Origin of the sequence: Rhodococcoides corynebacterioides NBRC 14404 (assembly GCF_001894765.1) — a bacterium.
In the GTDB taxonomy this organism is placed as follows: Bacteria; Actinomycetota; Actinomycetes; order Mycobacteriales; family Mycobacteriaceae; genus Rhodococcoides; species Rhodococcoides corynebacterioides.
This window is the reverse complement of sequence record NZ_BCWV01000001.1, coordinates 42,929-61,292: the sequence shown is the minus strand read 5'-3', so window position 1 is coordinate 61,292 and position 18,364 is coordinate 42,929. Positions and strand designations below refer to the sequence as shown.

The window sequence follows — 18,364 nt, the reverse complement described above, 5'->3', positions numbered from 1 at the left end:
AGACCTCGGCACCGCGCCACCCCACCGGGATCCGCCACCGACGACCATTGCCTGGCTACCGACGACTCCTGCCGCTCACGGACGGCGCCGAGCGCGGTTCCGCTCGTGAACCAGCTGCAGTCCGTCCAGGGTGAGGGTCGGCTCGACCCGATCGACGGCGGTCGACTCCGGAGCGACCAGGGACGCACTGTCGCCCGTCGCCACCACGACGACGCCCGGTGAATCCATTCCCGGCACCTCGGATCGGATACGGGCGACCACGCCGTCGACCAGGCCGGCGAATCCGATGACCGCGCCGGACTGCATGGCTTCGACGGTGTTCTTGCCCAGCACGTGCCGGGGGCTGACCAGCTCCACCTTGCGCAGCGCGGCCGACCGCGACGCCAGGGCGTCCATCGAGATCTCGAGTCCCGGGGCGATGACGCCGCCGAGGAACTCACCTTTGCCGGAGACCACGTCCACACACGTCGAGGTGCCGAAATCGACCACGATGCACGGGGTTCGGAACTTCTCGTACGCGGCCAGACAGTTGACGATGCGGTCGGCGCCGACCTCCTTGGGGTTGTCGACCAGCAACGGCACGCCGGTGCGGACTCCGGGCTCGACGACGACCTGCGGAACGTGGGACCAGTAGCGCGCCAACATCGTTCGCAGCTCGCGCAGTACCGACGGCACCGTGGACAGAGCCGCGACGGCGGTGATCCGGTCGACGTCGGGGCCCATGAGACCGCGGAACGCGAGGGCGATCTCGTCCGCCGTCATCGCCGGATCCGTCCGGAGCCGGCGCTGGACCGTCAGACTCGCGTGATCACCGCTGCCGGTGAAGACGCCCAGGACCGTCGTGGTGTTCCGAACGTCGACGGCCAGCAACATCAGTAGGACACCGCGACGTCGCGCTCCAGGGTGCGCGGCGAGATCAGTCCGGAGTCGGCCGGCACGTCGGCCGGGTCCGCGCCCAGGTGAACGGGGCGGTTGTCGGCGTCGACGAAGACGACGCGCGGCGCGTAGTCGAGGACCTCCTGCTCGTTCAGGATGCCATAGGCGATGATGATGACCAGATCGCCGGGATGCACCAGATGTGCTGCGGCTCCGTTGATTCCGATCACACCGGACCCGCGGGTGCCGGCGATCGCGTAGGTCTCGAGCCGGGCGCCGTTGTCGATGTCGACGATGGTCACCTGCTCGCCCTCGAGCAGACCCGCCGCGTCCAGCAGGTCCTGGTCGACGGTGACGGACCCGACGTAGTGCAGGTCGGCGTGGGTCACGGTGGCGCGGTGGATCTTCGACGTCATCATGGTGCGGAGCATGGCGTGGTCCTCGGGGTGTGGGGTTGGGGGGTTCAGGAGTGGCCGAGATGACGGTCGCCGGTGGGGTCCACGGGCGAACCGAGAGCCACGCCGACGTTGTCGATGAGGCGGGTCGTGCCGACGCGGGCGGCGACCAGAAGGCGACCCCGCCCCTCGTCGGGTGGGTCGCGGAGATCGGCACCGCGCAGTTCCAGATAGTCGACGTCCACGTCGGGCGCGGCTGCGAGCACGGCGGTCGCGGTGGACAGCACGGCATCCGCACCACGCTCACCCGCGTGCTGGCCGGCCACCAGCGCCGCCGACAGCACGACGGCGGCCTCCCGCTGCTCCGGTGTCAGATAGCGGTTGCGTGAGGACAGGGCCAGTCCGTCGGACTCCCGCACCGTCGGGACGCCGACGATCTCGACGTCGAGGTTCAGGTCGCGCACCATCTGGTGGATCAGCACCAGCTGCTGGTAGTCCTTCTCACCGAAGTACGCGGCGTCCGGACCGACGATGGACAGCAGCTTCGCCACCACCGTCAGCATGCCCGCGACATGACCGGGGCGAGAGGCACCTTCGAGCTCGGCACCCAGCGGCCCCGGGTGCACCGTGGTGCGCGGGCCGTCCGGGTACATGTCGGACACCGACGGCACGAAGGCCAGCTCCACCCCGGCCTCGCGAAGGACGCCGAGGTCCGCCTCGAGGGTCCGCGGATAGGCGTCGAGATCCTCCCCCGCGCCGAACTGCAGCGGGTTGACGAAGATCGAGACCACCACGACGGCGCCCGTCCGGCGCGCCATCTCCATCAACTGGACGTGCCCCGCGTGCAGCGCACCCATCGTCGGCACCAGGACCACTCGCCGGCCGGACGTCCGCAGAACCCGCGTCACCGTCCGAATCGCCTGCGGCGCATGATGCGTCGTCAGCTCCCTCGGCACGAACATGCCGTGCTCTCCGGTCACGACTGCCTCCTCAGGCGATCGACGATGTGGGTGGCACCCGTGCGTTGCGCGCTGCGCAGGGACAGCGCGCGGTACCCCTCGGCGAGATCGTCGTCGAGGGCCGTCAGCGCCCGCAGGTGCGCGTCGACCGTATCGGCGTCACCTCGAGCCACCGGACCCGTCAAGGCAGCCGGTCCGCTGCGAAGCACGTTGTCGAGCGCCGCCGACAACAGCGGCGCGAGCACCCGTTCCGCCACGCCGCCGGGGCGCGACTCCACCGGCTGCTGACCCGTCAGCTCCGTGTCGGCGAGGGCGGTGCGAAGCGCGTCGAGAGCATCGTTGACCACGGTCACCAGGTGGTTGCTGCCGTGCGCCAAGGCGGCGTGATAGAGCGTGCGGGCATCCTCGCGAACCCCGACCGGTTCGCCGCCGATCTCGAGGACGAGCGACTGAGCGATGGCGAACCCGATCTCGTCGGCGGCCGTGATGCCGAAACAGGCCGACGAGAGTCGATCGGTGTCCTCCGGCTTGCCGCTGAACGTCATCGCCGGGTGAACGGCCATGGTGACGACACCGTGGCCCGCGAGCGGCGCGAGAACTCCGACGCCGTTGGCCCCGGACGTGTGCAGGACGAGGGTGCCCGGGTTGACGGCGCCGGTGCGGGCGAGTCCGTGGACGAGAGCGGGCAGTTCGACGTCCGGAACGGCGAGCACCAGCAGTTCGCTGCGGGCCGCGACCTCGGCGGCGGGAAGAACGGCGGCGTCCGGGAGACGAGTCCGCGCCCGCTCGCGCGAGGCGTCCGACACGGCGGCGCAGCCGAAGACGACGTGACCCACGCGGTCCAGAGCTTCCCCGAGCGCGGCACCGACGCGCCCCGCCGAGACGATGCCGACGGACAGACGCGCCGACGCAGGATCGGTGGTCACCGATAATCTCCGTTCGTTCCAGTCCCGCCTGGCGGGTACCGGACTACTCGTGAGTGATCGAGCGCCACAGTAGTGCCGCGGGCCGTACGGACGCCATGCGATGCACGTCACACACCAGCGGCGCGACGTCGGCGATCAGTCGTCGGCGCGACGGCATCTATCGGTCGGCAGCGCGACGGTGTCGATCAGTCGGCAGCGCGACGGCGGCGCCGACCCCCACCCGATGCCGTGTCCGCAGATCCCACCGCGGCGAGGATCTCCGCGACCGATCGCCCCTGACTGTGCGAGCCGGGCCGGGAGTCGGGCGTGGAGTCGTCCGGGGCAGGGGCGTGCTCGTCGGTGGGGGTATCGCGCGTCACCCGCGACGGTGGGGCGACGTCCGGGATCGGGTTCGGCTCCGGCACGGGCGTCGGCTCCGGCTCGGGTGTCGGCTCGGGCTCCGGAACCGGCGTCGGCTCGGGCTCGGGTGTCGGCTCGGGCTCCGGAACCGGCGTCGGCTCGGGCAACGGGCCGGGTTCGGGCGGCGTCGGCACGGTCTCTGCGCTGACGGAGGCGCGTGACGGGGCCGGGCGGAAGGTGCCGTCGGCGTCGAACTCGCCGCCGATGATCGAGGTCTCGGCGGTCACCGGATCGTCGTACGGACTCGCGAAGCCGGTGTGACCGTACGAGGGCTCCGGGCTGTAGGCGGGAGCGCGCCCCCGCGAGTTCCCCGGCACGTACAAGCCGGACGGGGCTGCCTCGTAGCCGTGCGCGCGGTCGGCGATCTCACGCATCCGATGCGCCTCGGCGAGGGCCGCGCGATCGTCCGGCAGCTCCCCGTCGAACAGCATCTCGAGGCTGCGACGCAGCGCGACGAGCTCGGCCCGCAGCGCACGCACCTCGTCCGAGCTCTCCCCCACCTCGGCGCGCACCCGGTTCTCGACACCCAGTTCGTACTCCCGCCGAGCGGCGATCTCACGCTCGAGTTGGAGCTCGTAGACGGTCTGGAGGTCACGCGCCTTCACGCGGTCGGCCGCCGCGTCGCGTCGATACTTGGTCATCGCGAAGGCTCCGACGATGGCCGCCCACAACGCAGCGACGATGCCCACCCGCAGCAGCGGGACGCTGTCACTGAGGATCAGGACCACGCTCGCGACGACGCCGAGAAGCACCAGACCAGCAAGAATGGTGTGATCGCCGCCACGTTTCGTGCGACGGTTCGCCTTGCCACGCCCGGTCTCCGTCATGTTGTCCAGGGTAACGGCAGGGCGGTCTGTTGCCTGTCACCAACCCGCCCGGAACGACGAGGTCAGGACGGGGCCGGATCGTCACCGGGCTCGTCGGGTGTGCGGCAGCAGTGCTCGACCCACAACGCCGCGCCCACGGTCACGACGCCGGCGACGGCCCCGACGACGACGCCCGGCAGGTCCTCGCTCGCGGCCCGCAGAACCCCGCGGAGCGGGACGAGGTGGACCAGGACACCGGCCCAGACTCCGGCAGCGGCCGCACCCACCAACGCTGCTGCCTTGGCCAACGCCGCAGCCCGCGCGACCGTGATCGGGTGCAGCTGCCCGGGGCCGGACCCGATTCGTCGCGTGCGCAACCGCGATCGCACGAGAACGCCGACCACCACGAGCACCACCGCCACCGGATAGAGCGACGCCCCGGCGAAGGGAGAGATCGGCGGGACGGTGCCGTAGAACGTCCTGATCAACAGCCAGGCCGCGACGGCCGCGGTCAGCGCGATCACCGCGAGGTCGCGCAGTCGGGTCGCCGTCATCGCACGGCGTCCACACGTCGCAGACCGTCCCGTTCGGCGGGACTCAGCGCGGCCAGGTGGTCGCGAACCGGCACGCCGCCGAGGACCGCGTCGGGATCGACGTCGAGCCACGGCCGCAGCACGAAGGCCCGCAGGTGCGCGCGCGGATGGGGCAGGGTGAGGTGCGGGTCGTCGCTGACGACGTCGTCGCAGACGATCACGTCCACGTCGAGCGTGCGCGGTCCCCACCGCACCGCGCGGATGCGCTCGGCCACCTGCTCGAGCCGCTGGGCTCGCAGCAGCCATTCCTGCGCGTCCGCGTCGGCGTCCTCCGCCACCACGACCAGGTTCAGGAACTCGTCCTGCTCGACACCGCCCCACGGCGGAGTCGCGTACGTGGGCGAGACGGCGACGACGGTGTCGCCGAGTCCGTCGACGGCGGCGCCGAGCAACGATCGCGAGTCGCCCAGGTTGCTCCCGAGCGACAGCACGGCGCGGCTCACGGTCGCTCGCGCGTCACCACGACGGCGACGTCGGCGAAGGTGAGCGGAATCGGGGCGGACGGCTTGTGCACGGTGACCTCGACGCGCGACACCCGCGGGTCGACGAGAACGCCGTCGGCGATCTCGCCCGCCACGGTCTCGATGAGGTCGCGAGGTGGGCCGGCGATCACGGCGGCCGCTGCCTCGGCCAGTTCGCCGTAATGCACGGTGTCGGCGAGATCGTCCGACGCGGCCGCGGGCGCGAGATCGAGGTGGACGACGAGATCGACGACGAAGTCCTGGCCGTCGCGACGCTCGTGCTCGAAGACGCCGTGGTGCCCGCGAACGGTCAGCCCCCGAAGTTCGATGCGGTCCGTCACGGGCGTCCTCCGTCGTCGTCGGGAACCGTCCACCGTCGGTGGACGGCGAGTGCGTCGACGGTGCTGCGGACGTCGTGCACCCGCACACCCCAGGCGCCCGCCGCGGCCGCGAGCACCGAAATCGTCGCCGTCGCCACGTCTCGTTCCCCCGGCGGCCGAGGAACCCCGTCGCGGGCCAGGAGCGTGCCGAGGAATCGTTTGCGCGACGCGCCGACCAGGACCGGAAGCCCGGTGTCGACCAGGCGGCCGAGTCCACGCAGCAACGCCCAGTTGTGATCGGCGTTCTTGGCGAAGCCGAGACCGGGATCGAGCACGATGCGGTCCGCGCTCACACCGGCGCCGACCGCGGCATCGACCTGGCGGAGCAGACCCGTCCGCACGTCGTCGACGATGTCGTCGTAGTCGAGCGCGCTCGGGGAACCGGGGCGATGCGTCCAGTCCGGGGTCGCCGACCAGTGCATGAGCATCCACCCGACACCGGCGTCGGCGACGGTGCGCGACATCGCCGGGTCGGCCAGCCCCGCGGAGACGTCGTTGATCCAGCTCGCCCCCGCCTCGACCGCCGCCGCGGCGACGGAGGCGCGCATCGTGTCGACACTGACCACCACGCCGCGCTCCGCCAACGCCCGCACCACGGGGACGACGCGTGCCGTCTCGACGGCGGGATCGACGCGATCCGCACCCGGACGGGTCGACTCCCCACCGACGTCGACGATGTCGGCGCCGTCGTCGATCAGGTCCATCCCGCGGGCGACGGCGCGGTCGACGTCGAGAAAACGACCGCCGTCGGAGAACGAATCGGTGGTCACGTTGACCACCCCCATCACGACGGGCGGGCGGCCGAGTCGGGCGGACGAGGCCGGCTCGAGATCGGTCACGGCGGCACTATCCACGCAGGATGAGGTCCAGCGCCTCGGACCGGGACACCGCGCTGGACTGGAACACCCCGCGCACGGCGGAGGTGGTGGTCCGCGCGCCGGGCTTGCGAATGCCGCGCATCGCCATGCAGAGGTGTTCCGCCTCCATCACGACGATCACCCCGCGGGGTTCGAGCTTGCGCATCAGAGCGTCCGCCACCTGCGTGGTGAGCCGCTCCTGGACCTGCGGTCGCTTCGCGTAGAGATCGACCACGCGGGCGAGCTTCGACAACCCGGTCACCCGACCGGAGGGCCCGGGGATGTACCCGACGTGTGCGACGCCGTGGAACGAGACCAGGTGGTGCTCGCAGGTGGAGTACATCGGGATGTCCCGCACCATCACCAGTTCGCGATGGGACTCGTCGAAGGTGGTGTCCAGCACCGAGTCCGGGTCGACGAACAGTCCTCCGAACACCTCCTCGTAGGCCCGCGCCACCCGCGCGGGGGTGTCCTTGAGACCCTCCCGATCGGGATCCTCGCCCACGGCGAGCAGCAGCTCACGGACGGCGGCCTCGGCGCGCTCGCGATCGAACGGACGACCGTTGGAGACGGACACCGGCTGATCGTAGGACTCGTCGACACGACTGAGAGACACGGATTCGGCCCCTTCCGATGAGGCACTGCGGGCGAGGGGCGGCACCGTCGCGAGGACGGTGCCGCCGCTGCGGCGGGGAACGTCGAGCGGACCTCGACGGGTGGAGCGGGAACACCTGCGTCGCCACCAGCGGCGACGGCCAGACTCTAGCGGGAGTCGGGACCTTCCCACCGCTGGGTGGGCGGCGGTCCGGACGGCGGTTCGCGGTCGGGCGCGGTCGGACCGTCCGCCTCACCGGGCGGGTCGTACCGACCCTCGGGCTGCGGCTCGGGGTACGGCTCCACGTACGGCTCCGGCTCGGACTGCGGCTCGCGGTAGGGCTGCGGCTCGGGATACGGCTGCGACTCACCCTGCGGCCGGCCGTAGCCCTGCGGCTGGCCGTAACCGTCCGGCTGCCCGTAACCGTCCGGCTGCCCGTAACCCTGCGGCTGGCCGTAACCCTGCGGCTGCCCGTAACCCTGCGGCTGCCCGTAACCCTGCGGCTGGCCGTAACCCTGCGGCTGGCCGGCGCCCGGACCGTACTGGCCGGGGTACCGCGGGACGTCCTCCTCGCGCGGCGGCCACCCGGGGGCGGACCAGCCGGCGGGGGCACCGTAGTCGGGCACCGACATGCCCGGGCGGCCTCCGCGGTGGGCGCCACCGCCGGTGACGTTCCGGCCGTCGCTCCACCCACGCGGACCGTTCTGACCCGATCCGTGCTGGTTGCCGCCACCGTTCGGGGTGCCGCCGTACGGCAGGCTCCCGTTCGATCCGTTGGGGGTGCTGCCATTGGGGGTGCTGCCGTGGGGGGCGCCGCCGTTGTGAGCACCGCCGTTCCATCCCGCGGAGCCGTCGTCGCGGCCGGACCCGACCAGGCTGGGCTCCTTGACCACGGACACCGGCGGCCAGGGCTCGCCTCGCTCGGCGGCGAGTTCGCGGGGCGTCTTCACGGGCGGCTTGGTGGACGGAGTGCGATCACCGAAGTCGTTGAACGTGGTGATGCGGGGCCGCTTCTCGACGCCCGTGAAGATCTGCTCGAGATCCTTGCGGGTCAGCGTCTCGCGTTCGAGCAGCTGGGTGGCGAGCTCGTCGAGCACGTCGCGGTACTCGTCCAGGATCGACCAGGCCTCGGTGTGCGCGGCCTCGATGAGGTTGCGGACCTCGCCGTCGATCTCGCGCGCCACCTCGTGCGAGTAGTCGGACTGCTGTCCCATCGACCGACCGAGGAACGGATCGCCCTGTTCCTGGCCGTAGCGGACCGCGCCGAGCTTGCTGCTCATGCCGTACTCGGTGACCATCGCGCGCGCGATCTTCGTGGCCTGATCGATGTCCGACGACGCGCCCGTGGTCGGCTCGTGGAACACCAGTTCCTCCGCAGCGCGACCGCCCATCGCCATCACCAGGCGCGCGATCATCTCGGACCGGGTCATCAGGCCCTTGTCGTCCTCCGGCACCGTCATGGCGTGGCCGCCGGTGCGACCGCGGGCGAGGATGGTGACCTTGTAGATCGGCTCGATGTCGGGCATCGCCCACGCGGCGAGCGTGTGTCCGCCCTCGTGGTACGCGGTGATCTTGCGCTCGTGCTCACTGATGATGCGGCTCTTGCGGCGCGGCCCGCCGACGACGCGGTCCACCGATTCCTCCAGCGCGGCCTCGGTGATGACCGTGCCGTTCTCGCGAGCGGTGAGCAGTGCGGCCTCGTTGATGACGTTGGCGAGGTCGGCGCCGGACATGCCGACGGTGCGCTTGGCGAGACCCTCGAGGTCGGCGTTCCGATCGATCGGCTTGCCCTTGGAGTGCACCGCCAGGATGGCGCGGCGACCGGCGAGATCAGGGGCGCCGACGGGGATCTGCCGGTCGAAGCGGCCGGGACGCAGCAGCGCGGGGTCGAGGATGTCGGGACGGTTGGTCGCCGCGATGAGGATGACGCCGGTGCGGTCACCGAAGCCGTCCATCTCGACCAGCAGCTGGTTCAGCGTCTGCTCCCGCTCGTCGTGGCCACCGCCGAGGCCCGCGCCGCGCTGACGTCCGACAGCGTCGATCTCGTCCACGAAGATGATGCAGGGGCTGTTCTGCTTGGCCTGCTCGAACAGGTCGCGGACGCGGGAGGCGCCGACGCCCACGAACATCTCGACGAAGTCCGAGCCGGAGATGGTGAAGAACGGCACGCCCGCTTCGCCGGCGACCGCGCGGGCGAGCAGCGTCTTGCCGGTGCCGGGCGGGCCGTACAGCAGCACACCGCGGGGAATCTTCGCGCCCAGCGACTGGTACCGGACCGGGTTCTGCAGGAAGTCCTTGATCTCGTAGAGCTCCTCGACCGCCTCGTCGGAGCCCGCGACGTCGGAGAACGTGGTCTTGGGCATGTCCTTGCTGAGCTGCTTGGCCTTGGACTTGCCGAATCCCAGTGCGCCGCCGCGGCCACCGCCCTGCATGCGCGCCATCACGAAGACGAACAGGCCGAGCAGGATGATCATCGGCAGCAGGAACAGCAGGATCGAGCTGAACCAGCTGTCGCGGGTGACGCGGGTGTCGAAGCTCTCGGCGCCGGACGCCGCGACCTTCTCGTAGATCTGACCGGCCACCGAATCGGGGTACTGCGCGATGATCTGCGTGGCGCCGTCGGTGGCGTCGTTGCCCTGGTTCAGCTCCAGTCGGACCTGCTGCTCGCGGTCGTCGATCTGGGCGGTCTTCACGTTCCGGTCGTCCAACTGGGACACCGCGGTGGACGTGTCCACGCGCGTCCACCCGCGCGTGTCGTCGCCGAAGTAGCTGAAGGCGAAGATCACCAACAGGATGGCAGCGACGATCGCCAGGTTGCGGAACAGTGTCTTGCGGTTCATACAGCGTCGCCTTCTGGGGCCGTCGGGCTCGTCGTCTCGTGCGTGGGTCGGGGGCGGGGACACCCGCTCCACGGCACCGCACCGGAAAGGGTCAGGTTACCGCGAAGGTGGTCCCGCCCGCCGATGCACACAATCGGCCCAACGACGACGGACCGACGATGGTTCCCCGGCCGCGGCGGCCCGTGGTCAGTCGCGAGGACGATTCGCGCGCGGCAGCAGGTACCAGAACCCGACCAGGAGCAACGCCACCACCGCCGCGGCGACGAGCGACGCGAGTTCACCGACCACGATCTCGAACGTCAGGGCCGCGGCCCCGACCAGCGTCACCCCGAGCATCGCGATGCCCCCGATCGCGAGCCGATTACCCGTGGTGACCAGGACACCGATCGCGCGCTGCCGGAACAGCAGGCGGTGCATACCCACCGGAGCGACCAGCAGGATCGTCGCCATCGTCGAGGCCGACACCGTGACCAGGTAGACGGCATGACCGACCGTGGAGAGGTCGGTGAACCGGCCCTGGAACGGCAGGGTCAGCAGGAAGCCCGTGAGCAGTTGCACACCCGTCTGCACGACGCGGAGCTCCTGGAGCAGCGCGAGCCAGTTGCGGTCGAGCTGTTGGATCGGGGTCTCGCCGCGCACCTCGCGGTTCCATTCGACGTGGTCGTCGTCCTCGATCGACATCGGTACCGCCTCCGGCTGCTCAGGCGCGGTCGGTGGCCGTCCGCGTCCAGGGACGCTCGCGCTCGAGCTGAGCGGCGAGCGCCAACAACACCGATTCGGACCCGGGCGGTCCGGCGATCTGTGCGGCCAACGGAGTCCCGGAACGCGGATGCGTCCCCGGCACCGGCACGCTCAGGGCGGGCCAGCCCAGCAGGTTCCACAGCGCGGCGAACGGCGCGTACCGGATGTTGGCCGCCAGGTTGCTCGCCCAACTCCTCTCGCTCCACCGGTCGGCGGCGATGGGCGGCTGGGCGAGCATCGGCGTCACCACCACGTCGACGTCGGCGAAGTACGCCGTCGCACGCCGCTCGAGTGCGTCGATCTGCGACGACCGCACCCATCGCCCCGCGAGTCGACCTGCGGCGACGTGACGACGAGTGCGCTTCTGCAGCGCCGATCGGTCCAGGCCGGCGGCATCGGCGGCCGCGCCCGCGGTCCAGCGGGCGAGTTGGCCCACCGGGCTCGCGGGATACGGCAACTCGGCGGACTCGACGCGATGGCCACATCCCGCGAGCGCGTCGGCGGTGTCCCGGGCGGCCTGCCGGAAGGATCCGTCGACGCGCACGACGGGCGACGGCGAGCCGAGCGCGAGGCCGACCCGCAGCGCGCGAGGCGCGTCGACGACGGCCAGGGACCGGTTTCCCGCCATCACCGACAGCACCAGAGCGGCGTCGGCGACCGTGGTCGCCAGCGGACCGTTCTCGGCCATGCCGAACCACGAGTTCGCGCCCAGATCCGACGGCACGACGCCGCGGCCGGGCTTGATGCCCACCAGACCGCAGTCGGCGGACGGGATCCGGATGGACCCGAGCCCGTCGTTGCCGTGGGCGATCGGGACCAGACCCGCCGCCACGGCCGCCGCCGCGCCGCCGGACGAACCGCCCGCGGTGAGGTCGGTGTTCCACGGGTTGCGGGTGATGCCGTCGGCGCCGTCCGTCGCGGCCCACAGGCACAGTTCCGGCACGGTCGTCAGCCCGATCACCACGGCCCCGGCATCGCGCAACCGCGTGACGACGGCATGGTCGGCGGTCGAGGGTGCCGTGGGTGTCGCCCGCGACCCGGTGCGCATCGGGTACCCGGCGACGGGCACGTTGTCCTTCACCGCGACGGGCACGCCCGCCAACGGCAGTGTCGCGAGGTCCGCGCGGGTGGCCACCGCGTCCGCCTCGCGCAGTACCTCGTCGGGACGCACGACGGCGAACGCGTTCAGATGTGCTGCGGCGGCGATGCGGTCGAGCGACTCCTGTGCGACGGCGGCGGGCTGACGACGCCCCGCGCGGACGTCCTCGGCGATCGCGGTGGCGGTCCGCACGTCAGCCGCCGTAGACGTGCGGGGCGAGCGTGCCGATGTAGGGCAGGTCGCGGTAGCGCTCGTCGAAGTCCAGGCCGTAGCCGACGACGAACTCGTTGGGGATGTCGAAGCCGACGTTGGCCACCTCGACGTCCACCTTCACCGCCTCCGGCTTGCGCAGCAGCGTCACCACCTCGAGCGACGCGGGCTGGCGGGTGGTGAGGTTCTTCATCAGCCAGGACAGGGTCAGGCCGGAGTCGATGATGTCCTCGACGATCAGGACGTGGCGGCCGGCGATGTCGCGGTCGAGGTCCTTGAGGATGCGGACCACCCCGGACGACGACGTCGACGAGCCGTAGGAACTGACGGCCATGAACTCGAGCTGGCTCGGAATCGGCAGTGCGCGAGCGAAATCCGTCATGAACATGATGGCGCCCTTGAGGACGCCGACGAGCAGGAGATCGCCCTCGGGTTCTCCCACCGGGTAGCGAGCGGCGATCTCCTCGGCCAGCTCGGCGATACGCTTGTCGATCTCCTCGCGGGAGATCAGGATCGATGCGATGTCGCCCTCGTACACGGGTGGGTGTCCCTTCGGTCGCGCCGTCAGTTCTCGGGTGGGTCCAGCGGGTCGAGCAGGTCGAGTGGACGCCCGTCGCGCGAGTGTCCGGCCACCTCGAGCTTGCCACGTCGGCGGACCGCGACCAACCGTCCGCCCCCGAGTTCCGGTCGCGTACCGGGCGGTTCGGCGAGTGCGACGGCACCCTGCCCCCGCCAACGGACGACGAGGTCGTCGACCGCACGGAGGGTGGCGTCGGTCCGCACGTCGGCGCCGCGGTCACGCAACCACGCCAGCAGCGCGCGGCGGCGCAGGGCGACCGGAGCGCCCGCGAGGGTCTCGGCGTCGACCGTCGACCCGCGGCGTGCCCGCGCCAGCAGCTCGTCGGCCAGCGCGCCGAGGACGTCCTCGTCCTCCCGCAGGCGCCGCGCGGTGCGCGCGAGTGCCTCGGCGACTCCGCCCTGCAGGACGTCCTCGAGCAGAGGCAGCACCTCGTTGCGGACACGCACGCGCGCGAAACGGGGGTCGACGTTGTGGGGGTCGGCCCAGGGCTCGATGCCGAGGTCGGCGCACGCCGCCAGGGTGTCGGCCCGGCGAATGCCGAGGAGCGGGCGACCCCAGGGTTCCGACCACGCGGCCATCGCCTGCAGCGACCCCGCCCCGGCACCCCTGCCGAGCCCGAGCAGGACCGTCTCCGCCTGGTCGTCGAGCGTATGGCCCAGCAGAACCGGTCGACCGCCGGCCGCCTCACGCAGCGCTGCCTGCCGTGCCCGGCGAGCCGCTGCCTCGGTACCGCCGGGGCCGGCCACCTCGGCGCGGACCACGACCGCCGTCGCTCCGAACGTCTCGGCACGGGCGGCGGCCTCGGCGGCCACGTCCGCGGATCCGACCTGCAGGCCGTGGTCGACCGCCACGGCGCGCACCGTCAGGCCCTCCGCGCGGCAACCGGCCACCAGCGCTGTCGAGTCCGCGCCGCCGGAGCACCCCACCACGACGGCGCCCGGGGGCGAGAACTCCGTGCACCACGCCCGCACAACCAGTCGAACGCGCTGCAGGGCAGGGGTTTCCGGAAACTTCATCCGAGGACGCGCGCGGTCCACCGCTCGGGAGCCTCGATCTCGTCGGTGCGTGGCAACGTGTCCGCGTCGGTCCAGATCGCGTTGAACTGCGCCATGCCCACCTGCGCCACGACGGCGTCGACGAAGGCCTTGCCCCGCACGTACTGCGCCATCTTCGCGTCCATGCCGAGCAGCGCCCGCAGGATGCGCTGTACGGGGTTCTGTTTGCGAGTACGCCTGGCGTCGAACGCTTCTCGGATGCGCCCCACCGTCGGCACCACCGCCGGCCCGACCGCGTCCATGACGTGATCGGCGTGCCCCTCGAGCAACGTCCCCAGCATCAGCAACCGGTCCAGGGCCTCCCGTTGGGCGGGCGCCTGCGTCGCCCGGAGCAGGCCGACGATGCCGTCGCCCAGCTCCTCTCGGTTCCGCAACGCCTCCGACACACGGGACACCAGCGCGGACAACGGCTCGTCCGCGCCGTCGCCGAGCGTGCTCACGCAGTCCTTCATGTAGCCCGCGAGCCAGGGCGAGGAGGAGAACTGCACCCGATGGGTGACCTCGTGCAGACACACCCACAGCCGGAAGTCGGACGGCCGCACTCGCAGTGATCGCTCCACCGCCACCACGTTGGGCGCCACCAGCAGCAACGTGCCGTTCGGACCGGTGAAGGGGTCGTACTGGCCGAGGATGGCCGTCGAGAGGAAGGCGAGCATGGCTCCGGCCTGCAGGCCGCCGGGCTTACCGCCCAGGAAGGCCCCGCCGTCACCGTCACCGTCGCCGCTCCGCTCGGCCATCAGCTCCCGCATGGACGACGACGCCGCCGCGATCCACTCCGGCCGGTCCAGCACGCGGGCGGCCGGCACGGGAAGTCCGTCGGCGAGGCCGGTGACCTCCCTGACGGGCGCCTCGGCGCGGACCGAGGCGTCGGCGAGTTCGGCCGTGACGGCCTCGGCGGTGTAGCGGGACGTCCGGGGTCCCCGCGGCGCCAGCCGAGCGCCGGTGCGGGCCGCGAAGTCCCAATCGATCACTCCTGCGTCACCCATCCGGGCACCTGCTTTCGATCACGAGCGTCCCCGGTGGGCACCGGAGGCATCTCTCACGTGCAGCCGCACGACCGCAGCGTCGACGCCACGGCGTCCAGGGCCGGTCGGCCCACTTCGGGCGGTCGGTCGTTGGACATCAGCGCGAACGTCAGGACTCGTCCGCTCTGGTCGACCACGTATCCGGCCAACGCGCTGGCGTTCGAGAGCGTTCCCGTCTTGGCCCGCAGCCACCCCGCCGCGGTGCGATCCCCCGAGGCGTAGCGCGCCGCGAGGGTGCCCGTCGCCCCGGCCACCGGCAGGTAGTCCAGCATCGGCCGGAGGGCGTCGGCGTGCGTGCGATCGTTCACCGGACCGGCGGCCGCGGTGACGATCGACGACAGCACCCGCGCGGGAATGCGATTGTCCACCGACAATCCGCTGGTGTCCGCGAGTCGCACGCCGTCCACGTCGACACCGTTGTCCCGCAGTGTGGTGAGCACCGCCTCGGTGGCGCCGTCGAACGACGCGGGCGCGCCCGTCGCCGCCGCGACCTCACGGCCGACCGCCTCGGCCAGCACGTTGTCGGAGAAGCCGAGCATCTGTCCGAGCCGCTGGCGCAGCGGAGCGGATTGCACGGTGGCGAGCGATCCCGCCCCGCTCGGCGCGGACTCGGTGGTCACGACGGCCGGATCGAGGCCCAGGGCACGGGCGAGCGCGCGACCGGTGTCGAGTCCGGGGGTGGCGCTGCGGGGCGATTCGTCGACCGTCGGGACCGAGCGGCCGCCGTCGAGGGTCACCGGCTCGATGGGCGCGATGTACCCCGCGGCGACGTCACCGGGGAACCATCCGTCGGCCGACGACGGTCCGCTGTACGCACCGAGGTCGACGCCGATCGAACTCACCTGCGCTCCCGAGCGACGGATCTGGTCCGCGAGGTCGTCGATGCGGGCGCCGCCCTCGTAGAACCCCGGCGTCCCGACCGGCTGCGCCGTCAGCGTGGGATCGCCCTCTCCGACCAGGACGACCTGGCCGGGACCGTCGCCCTGGACCACCTTGGTGGTGACCCGGTGGTCGGACGGCAGCGCGAGCATCGCCGCCGCCGCCGTGAGGATCTTGGTGGTCGAGGCGGGCGTCATGGCGGCGTCGGGGTCGGCGCTCCACAGGACCTCACCGGTGATCGCGTCCGCGACCGACCCGGTGAAGCGGCCCAGATCCGGATTGCGCAGCGGCGCGGCCAGCGTCGCGGCGAGTGCCGCCGGGTCCGGACGCGGCGCGTCGGCGGGCACGGGCGCGACCGCCGGGGTCGCGACGACGGGACTCGGCTCGGGCGCCGACACCACGGGCGCGTCCGGCTCGGTGAACGTCGGCGTCACGGCGGCGACGCCGACGATTCCGGCGATCAGGACCACGACGGCGACGGCGATGCCCCAGCGACTGCGCAGACGCGAGCGCACCGAGCCCCTGGCCTTGCCCACGTCACTCCTCACGCCGCCCGTCCGGATGCCGTCGCCCGGTGTCCCGACCACCCTATCGACCCTTCCGGCCGACCCGACGTTCCGCGACCGCTACTGTCTGCGTGCACCGTACGTGGCCACCGAGCAAAGGACAGTGGACGTGAAGTTCGACGTGACCATCGAGATCCCCAAGGGTCAGCGCAACAAGTACGAGGTCGACCACGAGTCCGGACGGGTGCGTCTGGACCGCTACCTCTACACCGCGATGGGCTACCCGGCGGACTACGGCTTCATCGAGGACACCCTCGGCGAGGACGGCGACCCGCTGGACGCGTTCGTTCTCCTGCCGGAATCGGTGTTCCCCGGCGTGATCGTCGAGGCCCGTCCCGTGGCCATGTTCAAGATGACCGACGAGGCCGGCGGCGACGACAAGGTGCTCTGCGTCCCGGCCGGCGACCCGCGGTGGGACCACATCCAGGACCTCGGCGACGTCTCGCAGTTCGAGCTCGACGCCATCGAGCACTTCTTCGTCCACTACAAGGACCTCGAGCCGAACAAGCATGTGACGGGCTCGAACTGGGTCGGTCGCGCCGAGGCCGAGGCGGAGATCACCGCGTCGGTCGAGCGGCTGAAGAACGACGCCACGCACTGAGCGAAGGTCCACCGTCGGCCGGGAGATGCGTTGTCGCCTCCCGGCCGCCAGGTGCGCTGCTACCATCGCTCCGTTCGACCCCGGTCCGGCCGGGGCGGGGCGGCGCCCGTGACAGCCGAGCGAGAACGTAAGGACGCGGTACCCATGAGCGAAGCTGTCGGCGATCGTCGCAACCCGTCGTCCGCAGGCATCTCCGATCCTGCTCAGTTCCCGGCACTTCCGGTGTCGGTCGTGCTGGACCGGATCCCGCTGCCCGTGCTCGCGGTCGAGCCGGGCGGCACCGTGGTGTTCGCCAACGAGGCCTTCGACCAGCTCATGGGGTTCGACGAGCAGACGCCGCGGTCGGACGACGCGCTGCATCTGCAGGACATCTTCCCGGCCAACGAGCCGCTCGGCGTGAACATCGCGGAGACGTTCCTGACCACGGTGGCCACGCGCGCGGATTCGTTGTGGCGCATGACCGACGCCAAGGGCGACATCCTCCAGGTTCGCGCCAGCAAGTCGATTCTGCGGCGCGCGGAGGATTCCGTGGTGCTCGTGGTTCTCGAGGACTTCACCGACCAGTTGTGGAACGACCCGAAGAGCGCCTTCCGCTGATCGGGCCGTTCCCGCGGTGAGGCGACGCGGCGACTCTCACGCACCCCGGAACTGCGGCGGCCGCTTCTCGAACACGGCCGTGATGGCTTCCGTCAGGTCCTCCGACGGTAGGAACGCCGAGTTCCACGCCGCGACGTAGCGCAGCGACTCGTCGGCCGCGGCGCGACGCCCGTGATCGAGCACGGTCTTGATGCCGTGCACCACCAGGGGCGGGTTCGCGGCGATCTGGGCCGCGGTCTCGTAGGCCCGGGCGAGGACGGCGTCGGCGTCGGGCAGGACGTCGTTGACCAGGCCGATGCGGTGCGCGTACTCCGCGTCGACGTCCTTGCCGGTCAACGCCAACTCACGCAGATGCCCGTCGCCGATGATCGCTGGCAGGCGGGCGAACGAGCCCATGTCCGCGACGATCGCCACCTTGACCTCCCGCACGCTGAACTGGGCGTCCGCGGAGGCGTAGCGGATGTCGGCGGCCGAGATCAGGTCCACTCCACCGCCGATGCACCAGCCCTGCACGGCCGCGATCACGGGCTTGCGGCACTCGGCCACGGCGGTGATCGCCGACTGCATCCGCAGGATCAGATCGTGGAACGTGCTGCGCGGCCCCGCCTGCGCCTTGTCGGCGAGAACGGCACCGAATTCGCCGGCCATGGCGGGAAGATCGAGTCCGTAGCTGAAGTTGCGGCCGGATCCGGCGAGGACGACGGCCCGTACGTCCGGGTCCGCGTCGAGACCGCGGAAGATCAGCGGGAGCTCGGACCAGAAGTCGGGGCCCATCGCGTTGCCCTTGCCGGGCCCGGTGAGGGTGACGGTGGCGACGTGGTCGGCGGTCTCGACCGTGAACGCGGTCCAGGAGGTGCTCGGCTGCGCGGGCTCGGGGGTCGTCATCGGCTCACCCTAGCCGGGCCGACCCGAGGGCACGACAGC

General features: G+C 71.5%; 20 protein-coding genes. 2 read left to right on the top strand and 18 right to left on the bottom strand.

The features are described 5' to 3' along the window. Positions 1-75: 75 nt before the first annotated feature. From RC2_RS00290 to dacB, 17 genes are all read right to left on the bottom strand, one after another. Positions 76-873: a type III pantothenate kinase gene (locus tag RC2_RS00290; protein WP_068149257.1), complete on the bottom strand. Its 798-nt coding sequence runs from the start codon at positions 871-873 to the stop codon at positions 76-78. Continuing rightward, entirely contained in the window at positions 873-1,307 is a 435-nt protein-coding gene (panD, locus tag RC2_RS00285) for an aspartate 1-decarboxylase (protein WP_068149258.1), read from the bottom strand. The genes RC2_RS00290 and panD overlap by 1 nt, the downstream gene beginning before the upstream one ends. 32 nt (positions 1,308-1,339) lie before the next feature. Then, entirely contained in the window at positions 1,340-2,233 is an 894-nt protein-coding gene (gene panC / locus RC2_RS00280; RefSeq protein WP_068149368.1) for a pantoate--beta-alanine ligase, read from the bottom strand. Between the two features lie 14 nt (positions 2,234-2,247). After that, positions 2,248-3,156, bottom strand: a complete 909-nt coding sequence (locus tag RC2_RS00275; protein ID WP_068149259.1) for a Rossmann-like and DUF2520 domain-containing protein — start codon at positions 3,154-3,156, stop codon at positions 2,248-2,250. A 185-nt stretch (positions 3,157-3,341) separates the two neighbouring features. Next, positions 3,342-4,382, bottom strand: a complete 1,041-nt coding sequence (locus RC2_RS00270) for a DUF6779 domain-containing protein (RefSeq protein WP_068149260.1) — start codon at positions 4,380-4,382, stop codon at positions 3,342-3,344. 62 nt (positions 4,383-4,444) lie between these two features. Then, positions 4,445-4,915: a DUF3180 family protein gene (locus tag RC2_RS00265; protein WP_068149261.1), complete on the bottom strand. Its 471-nt coding sequence runs from the start codon at positions 4,913-4,915 to the stop codon at positions 4,445-4,447. Beyond that, positions 4,912-5,397: a 2-amino-4-hydroxy-6-hydroxymethyldihydropteridine diphosphokinase gene (gene folK, locus RC2_RS00260; RefSeq protein ID WP_068149262.1), complete on the bottom strand. Its 486-nt coding sequence runs from the start codon at positions 5,395-5,397 to the stop codon at positions 4,912-4,914. Before folK ends, RC2_RS00265 begins: the two co-directional genes overlap by 4 nt. Next, entirely contained in the window at positions 5,394-5,756 is a 363-nt protein-coding gene (gene folB, locus RC2_RS00255) for a dihydroneopterin aldolase (RefSeq protein ID WP_068149266.1), read from the bottom strand. Before folB ends, folK begins: the two co-directional genes overlap by 4 nt. Then, a complete protein-coding gene (folP, locus tag RC2_RS00250) occupies positions 5,753-6,580 on the bottom strand; it encodes a dihydropteroate synthase (RefSeq protein ID WP_068149369.1) in 828 nt (275 codons plus the stop codon). Before folP ends, folB begins: the two co-directional genes overlap by 4 nt. Before the next feature lie 61 nt (positions 6,581-6,641). After that, positions 6,642-7,229, bottom strand: a complete 588-nt coding sequence (gene folE / locus RC2_RS00245; RefSeq protein ID WP_245810891.1) for a GTP cyclohydrolase I FolE — start codon at positions 7,227-7,229, stop codon at positions 6,642-6,644. 185 nt (positions 7,230-7,414) lie between these two features. Continuing rightward, the gene (gene ftsH, locus RC2_RS00240) at positions 7,415-10,087 is read right to left on the bottom strand and encodes an ATP-dependent zinc metalloprotease FtsH (protein ID WP_068149268.1); all 2,673 of its coding nucleotides are present in this window, start codon (positions 10,085-10,087) and stop codon (positions 7,415-7,417) included. Positions 10,088-10,273: 186 nt separating this feature from the next. Next, positions 10,274-10,768, bottom strand: coding sequence for a DUF6328 family protein (locus RC2_RS00235; protein WP_068149269.1), 495 nt, complete (start codon positions 10,766-10,768; stop codon positions 10,274-10,276). Between the two features lie 19 nt (positions 10,769-10,787). Then, on the bottom strand, positions 10,788-12,119 hold the full coding sequence (locus RC2_RS00230) for an amidase (RefSeq protein WP_068149270.1): 1,332 nt from the start codon (positions 12,117-12,119) through the stop codon (positions 10,788-10,790). A gap of 1 nt (position 12,120) precedes the next feature. Continuing rightward, positions 12,121-12,675 carry a hypoxanthine phosphoribosyltransferase gene (hpt, locus tag RC2_RS00225; protein ID WP_068149273.1) on the bottom strand — a complete coding sequence of 185 codons (555 nt, stop codon included), beginning with the start codon at positions 12,673-12,675 and terminating at the stop codon, positions 12,121-12,123. 26 nt (positions 12,676-12,701) lie between these two features. Further along, positions 12,702-13,733, bottom strand: coding sequence for a tRNA lysidine(34) synthetase TilS (gene tilS / locus RC2_RS00220; RefSeq protein ID WP_082895554.1), 1,032 nt, complete (start codon positions 13,731-13,733; stop codon positions 12,702-12,704). Next, the gene (locus tag RC2_RS00215; RefSeq protein ID WP_068149278.1) at positions 13,730-14,758 is read right to left on the bottom strand and encodes an Rv3626c family coenzyme F420 biosynthesis-associated protein; all 1,029 of its coding nucleotides are present in this window, start codon (positions 14,756-14,758) and stop codon (positions 13,730-13,732) included. The genes tilS and RC2_RS00215 overlap by 4 nt, the downstream gene beginning before the upstream one ends. A 53-nt stretch (positions 14,759-14,811) precedes the next feature. Then, on the bottom strand, positions 14,812-16,212 hold the full coding sequence (gene dacB, locus RC2_RS00210; protein WP_068149373.1) for a D-alanyl-D-alanine carboxypeptidase/D-alanyl-D-alanine endopeptidase: 1,401 nt from the start codon (positions 16,210-16,212) through the stop codon (positions 14,812-14,814). Positions 16,213-16,351: 139 nt separating this feature from the next. Here dacB and RC2_RS00205 point away from each other — a divergent pair, with 139 nt between their 5' ends. Together RC2_RS00205 and RC2_RS00200 are read left to right on the top strand one after the other, a co-directional pair. Continuing rightward, complete coding sequence (locus RC2_RS00205; protein ID WP_068149376.1) at positions 16,352-16,843, top strand: inorganic diphosphatase; 492 nt, start codon at positions 16,352-16,354, stop codon at positions 16,841-16,843. Positions 16,844-16,987: 144 nt separating this feature from the next. Next, positions 16,988-17,440 (top strand): nitrogen regulation protein NR(II), encoded by a 453-nt coding sequence (locus RC2_RS00200; RefSeq protein ID WP_068103665.1) that lies wholly within the window; start codon positions 16,988-16,990, stop codon positions 17,438-17,440. Between the two features lie 36 nt (positions 17,441-17,476). Here RC2_RS00200 and RC2_RS00195 read toward each other — a convergent pair whose 3' ends face one another. Then, positions 17,477-18,325: a crotonase/enoyl-CoA hydratase family protein gene (locus RC2_RS00195; RefSeq protein ID WP_068149280.1), complete on the bottom strand. Its 849-nt coding sequence runs from the start codon at positions 18,323-18,325 to the stop codon at positions 17,477-17,479. Positions 18,326-18,364: the final 39 nt, after the last annotated feature.

Excerpts from the sequence above, each read along its gene's own strand:
- RC2_RS00290 (WP_068149257.1), bottom strand. The coding sequence starts at position 873 with ATGTTGCTGGCCGTCGACGTTCGGAACACCACGACGGTCCTGGGCGTC.
- panD (WP_068149258.1), bottom strand. The coding sequence starts at position 1,307 with ATGCTCCGCACCATGATGACGTCGAAGATCCACCGCGCCACCGTGACC.
- panC (WP_068149368.1), bottom strand. The coding sequence starts at position 2,233 with ATGTTCGTGCCGAGGGAGCTGACGACGCATCATGCGCCGCAGGCGATT.
- RC2_RS00270 (WP_068149260.1), bottom strand. The coding sequence starts at position 4,382 with ATGACGGAGACCGGGCGTGGCAAGGCGAACCGTCGCACGAAACGTGGC.
- RC2_RS00265 (WP_068149261.1), bottom strand. The coding sequence starts at position 4,915 with ATGACGGCGACCCGACTGCGCGACCTCGCGGTGATCGCGCTGACCGCG.
- folP (WP_068149369.1), bottom strand. The coding sequence starts at position 6,580 with ATGGGGGTGGTCAACGTGACCACCGATTCGTTCTCCGACGGCGGTCGT.
- ftsH (WP_068149268.1), bottom strand. The coding sequence starts at position 10,087 with ATGAACCGCAAGACACTGTTCCGCAACCTGGCGATCGTCGCTGCCATC.
- RC2_RS00235 (WP_068149269.1), bottom strand. The coding sequence starts at position 10,768 with ATGTCGATCGAGGACGACGACCACGTCGAATGGAACCGCGAGGTGCGC.
- tilS (WP_082895554.1), bottom strand. The coding sequence starts at position 13,733 with ATGAAGTTTCCGGAAACCCCTGCCCTGCAGCGCGTTCGACTGGTTGTG.
- RC2_RS00215 (WP_068149278.1), bottom strand. The coding sequence starts at position 14,758 with ATGGGTGACGCAGGAGTGATCGATTGGGACTTCGCGGCCCGCACCGGC.
- RC2_RS00200 (WP_068103665.1), top strand. The coding sequence starts at position 16,988 with ATGAGCGAAGCTGTCGGCGATCGTCGCAACCCGTCGTCCGCAGGCATC.
- RC2_RS00195 (WP_068149280.1), bottom strand. The coding sequence starts at position 18,325 with ATGACGACCCCCGAGCCCGCGCAGCCGAGCACCTCCTGGACCGCGTTC.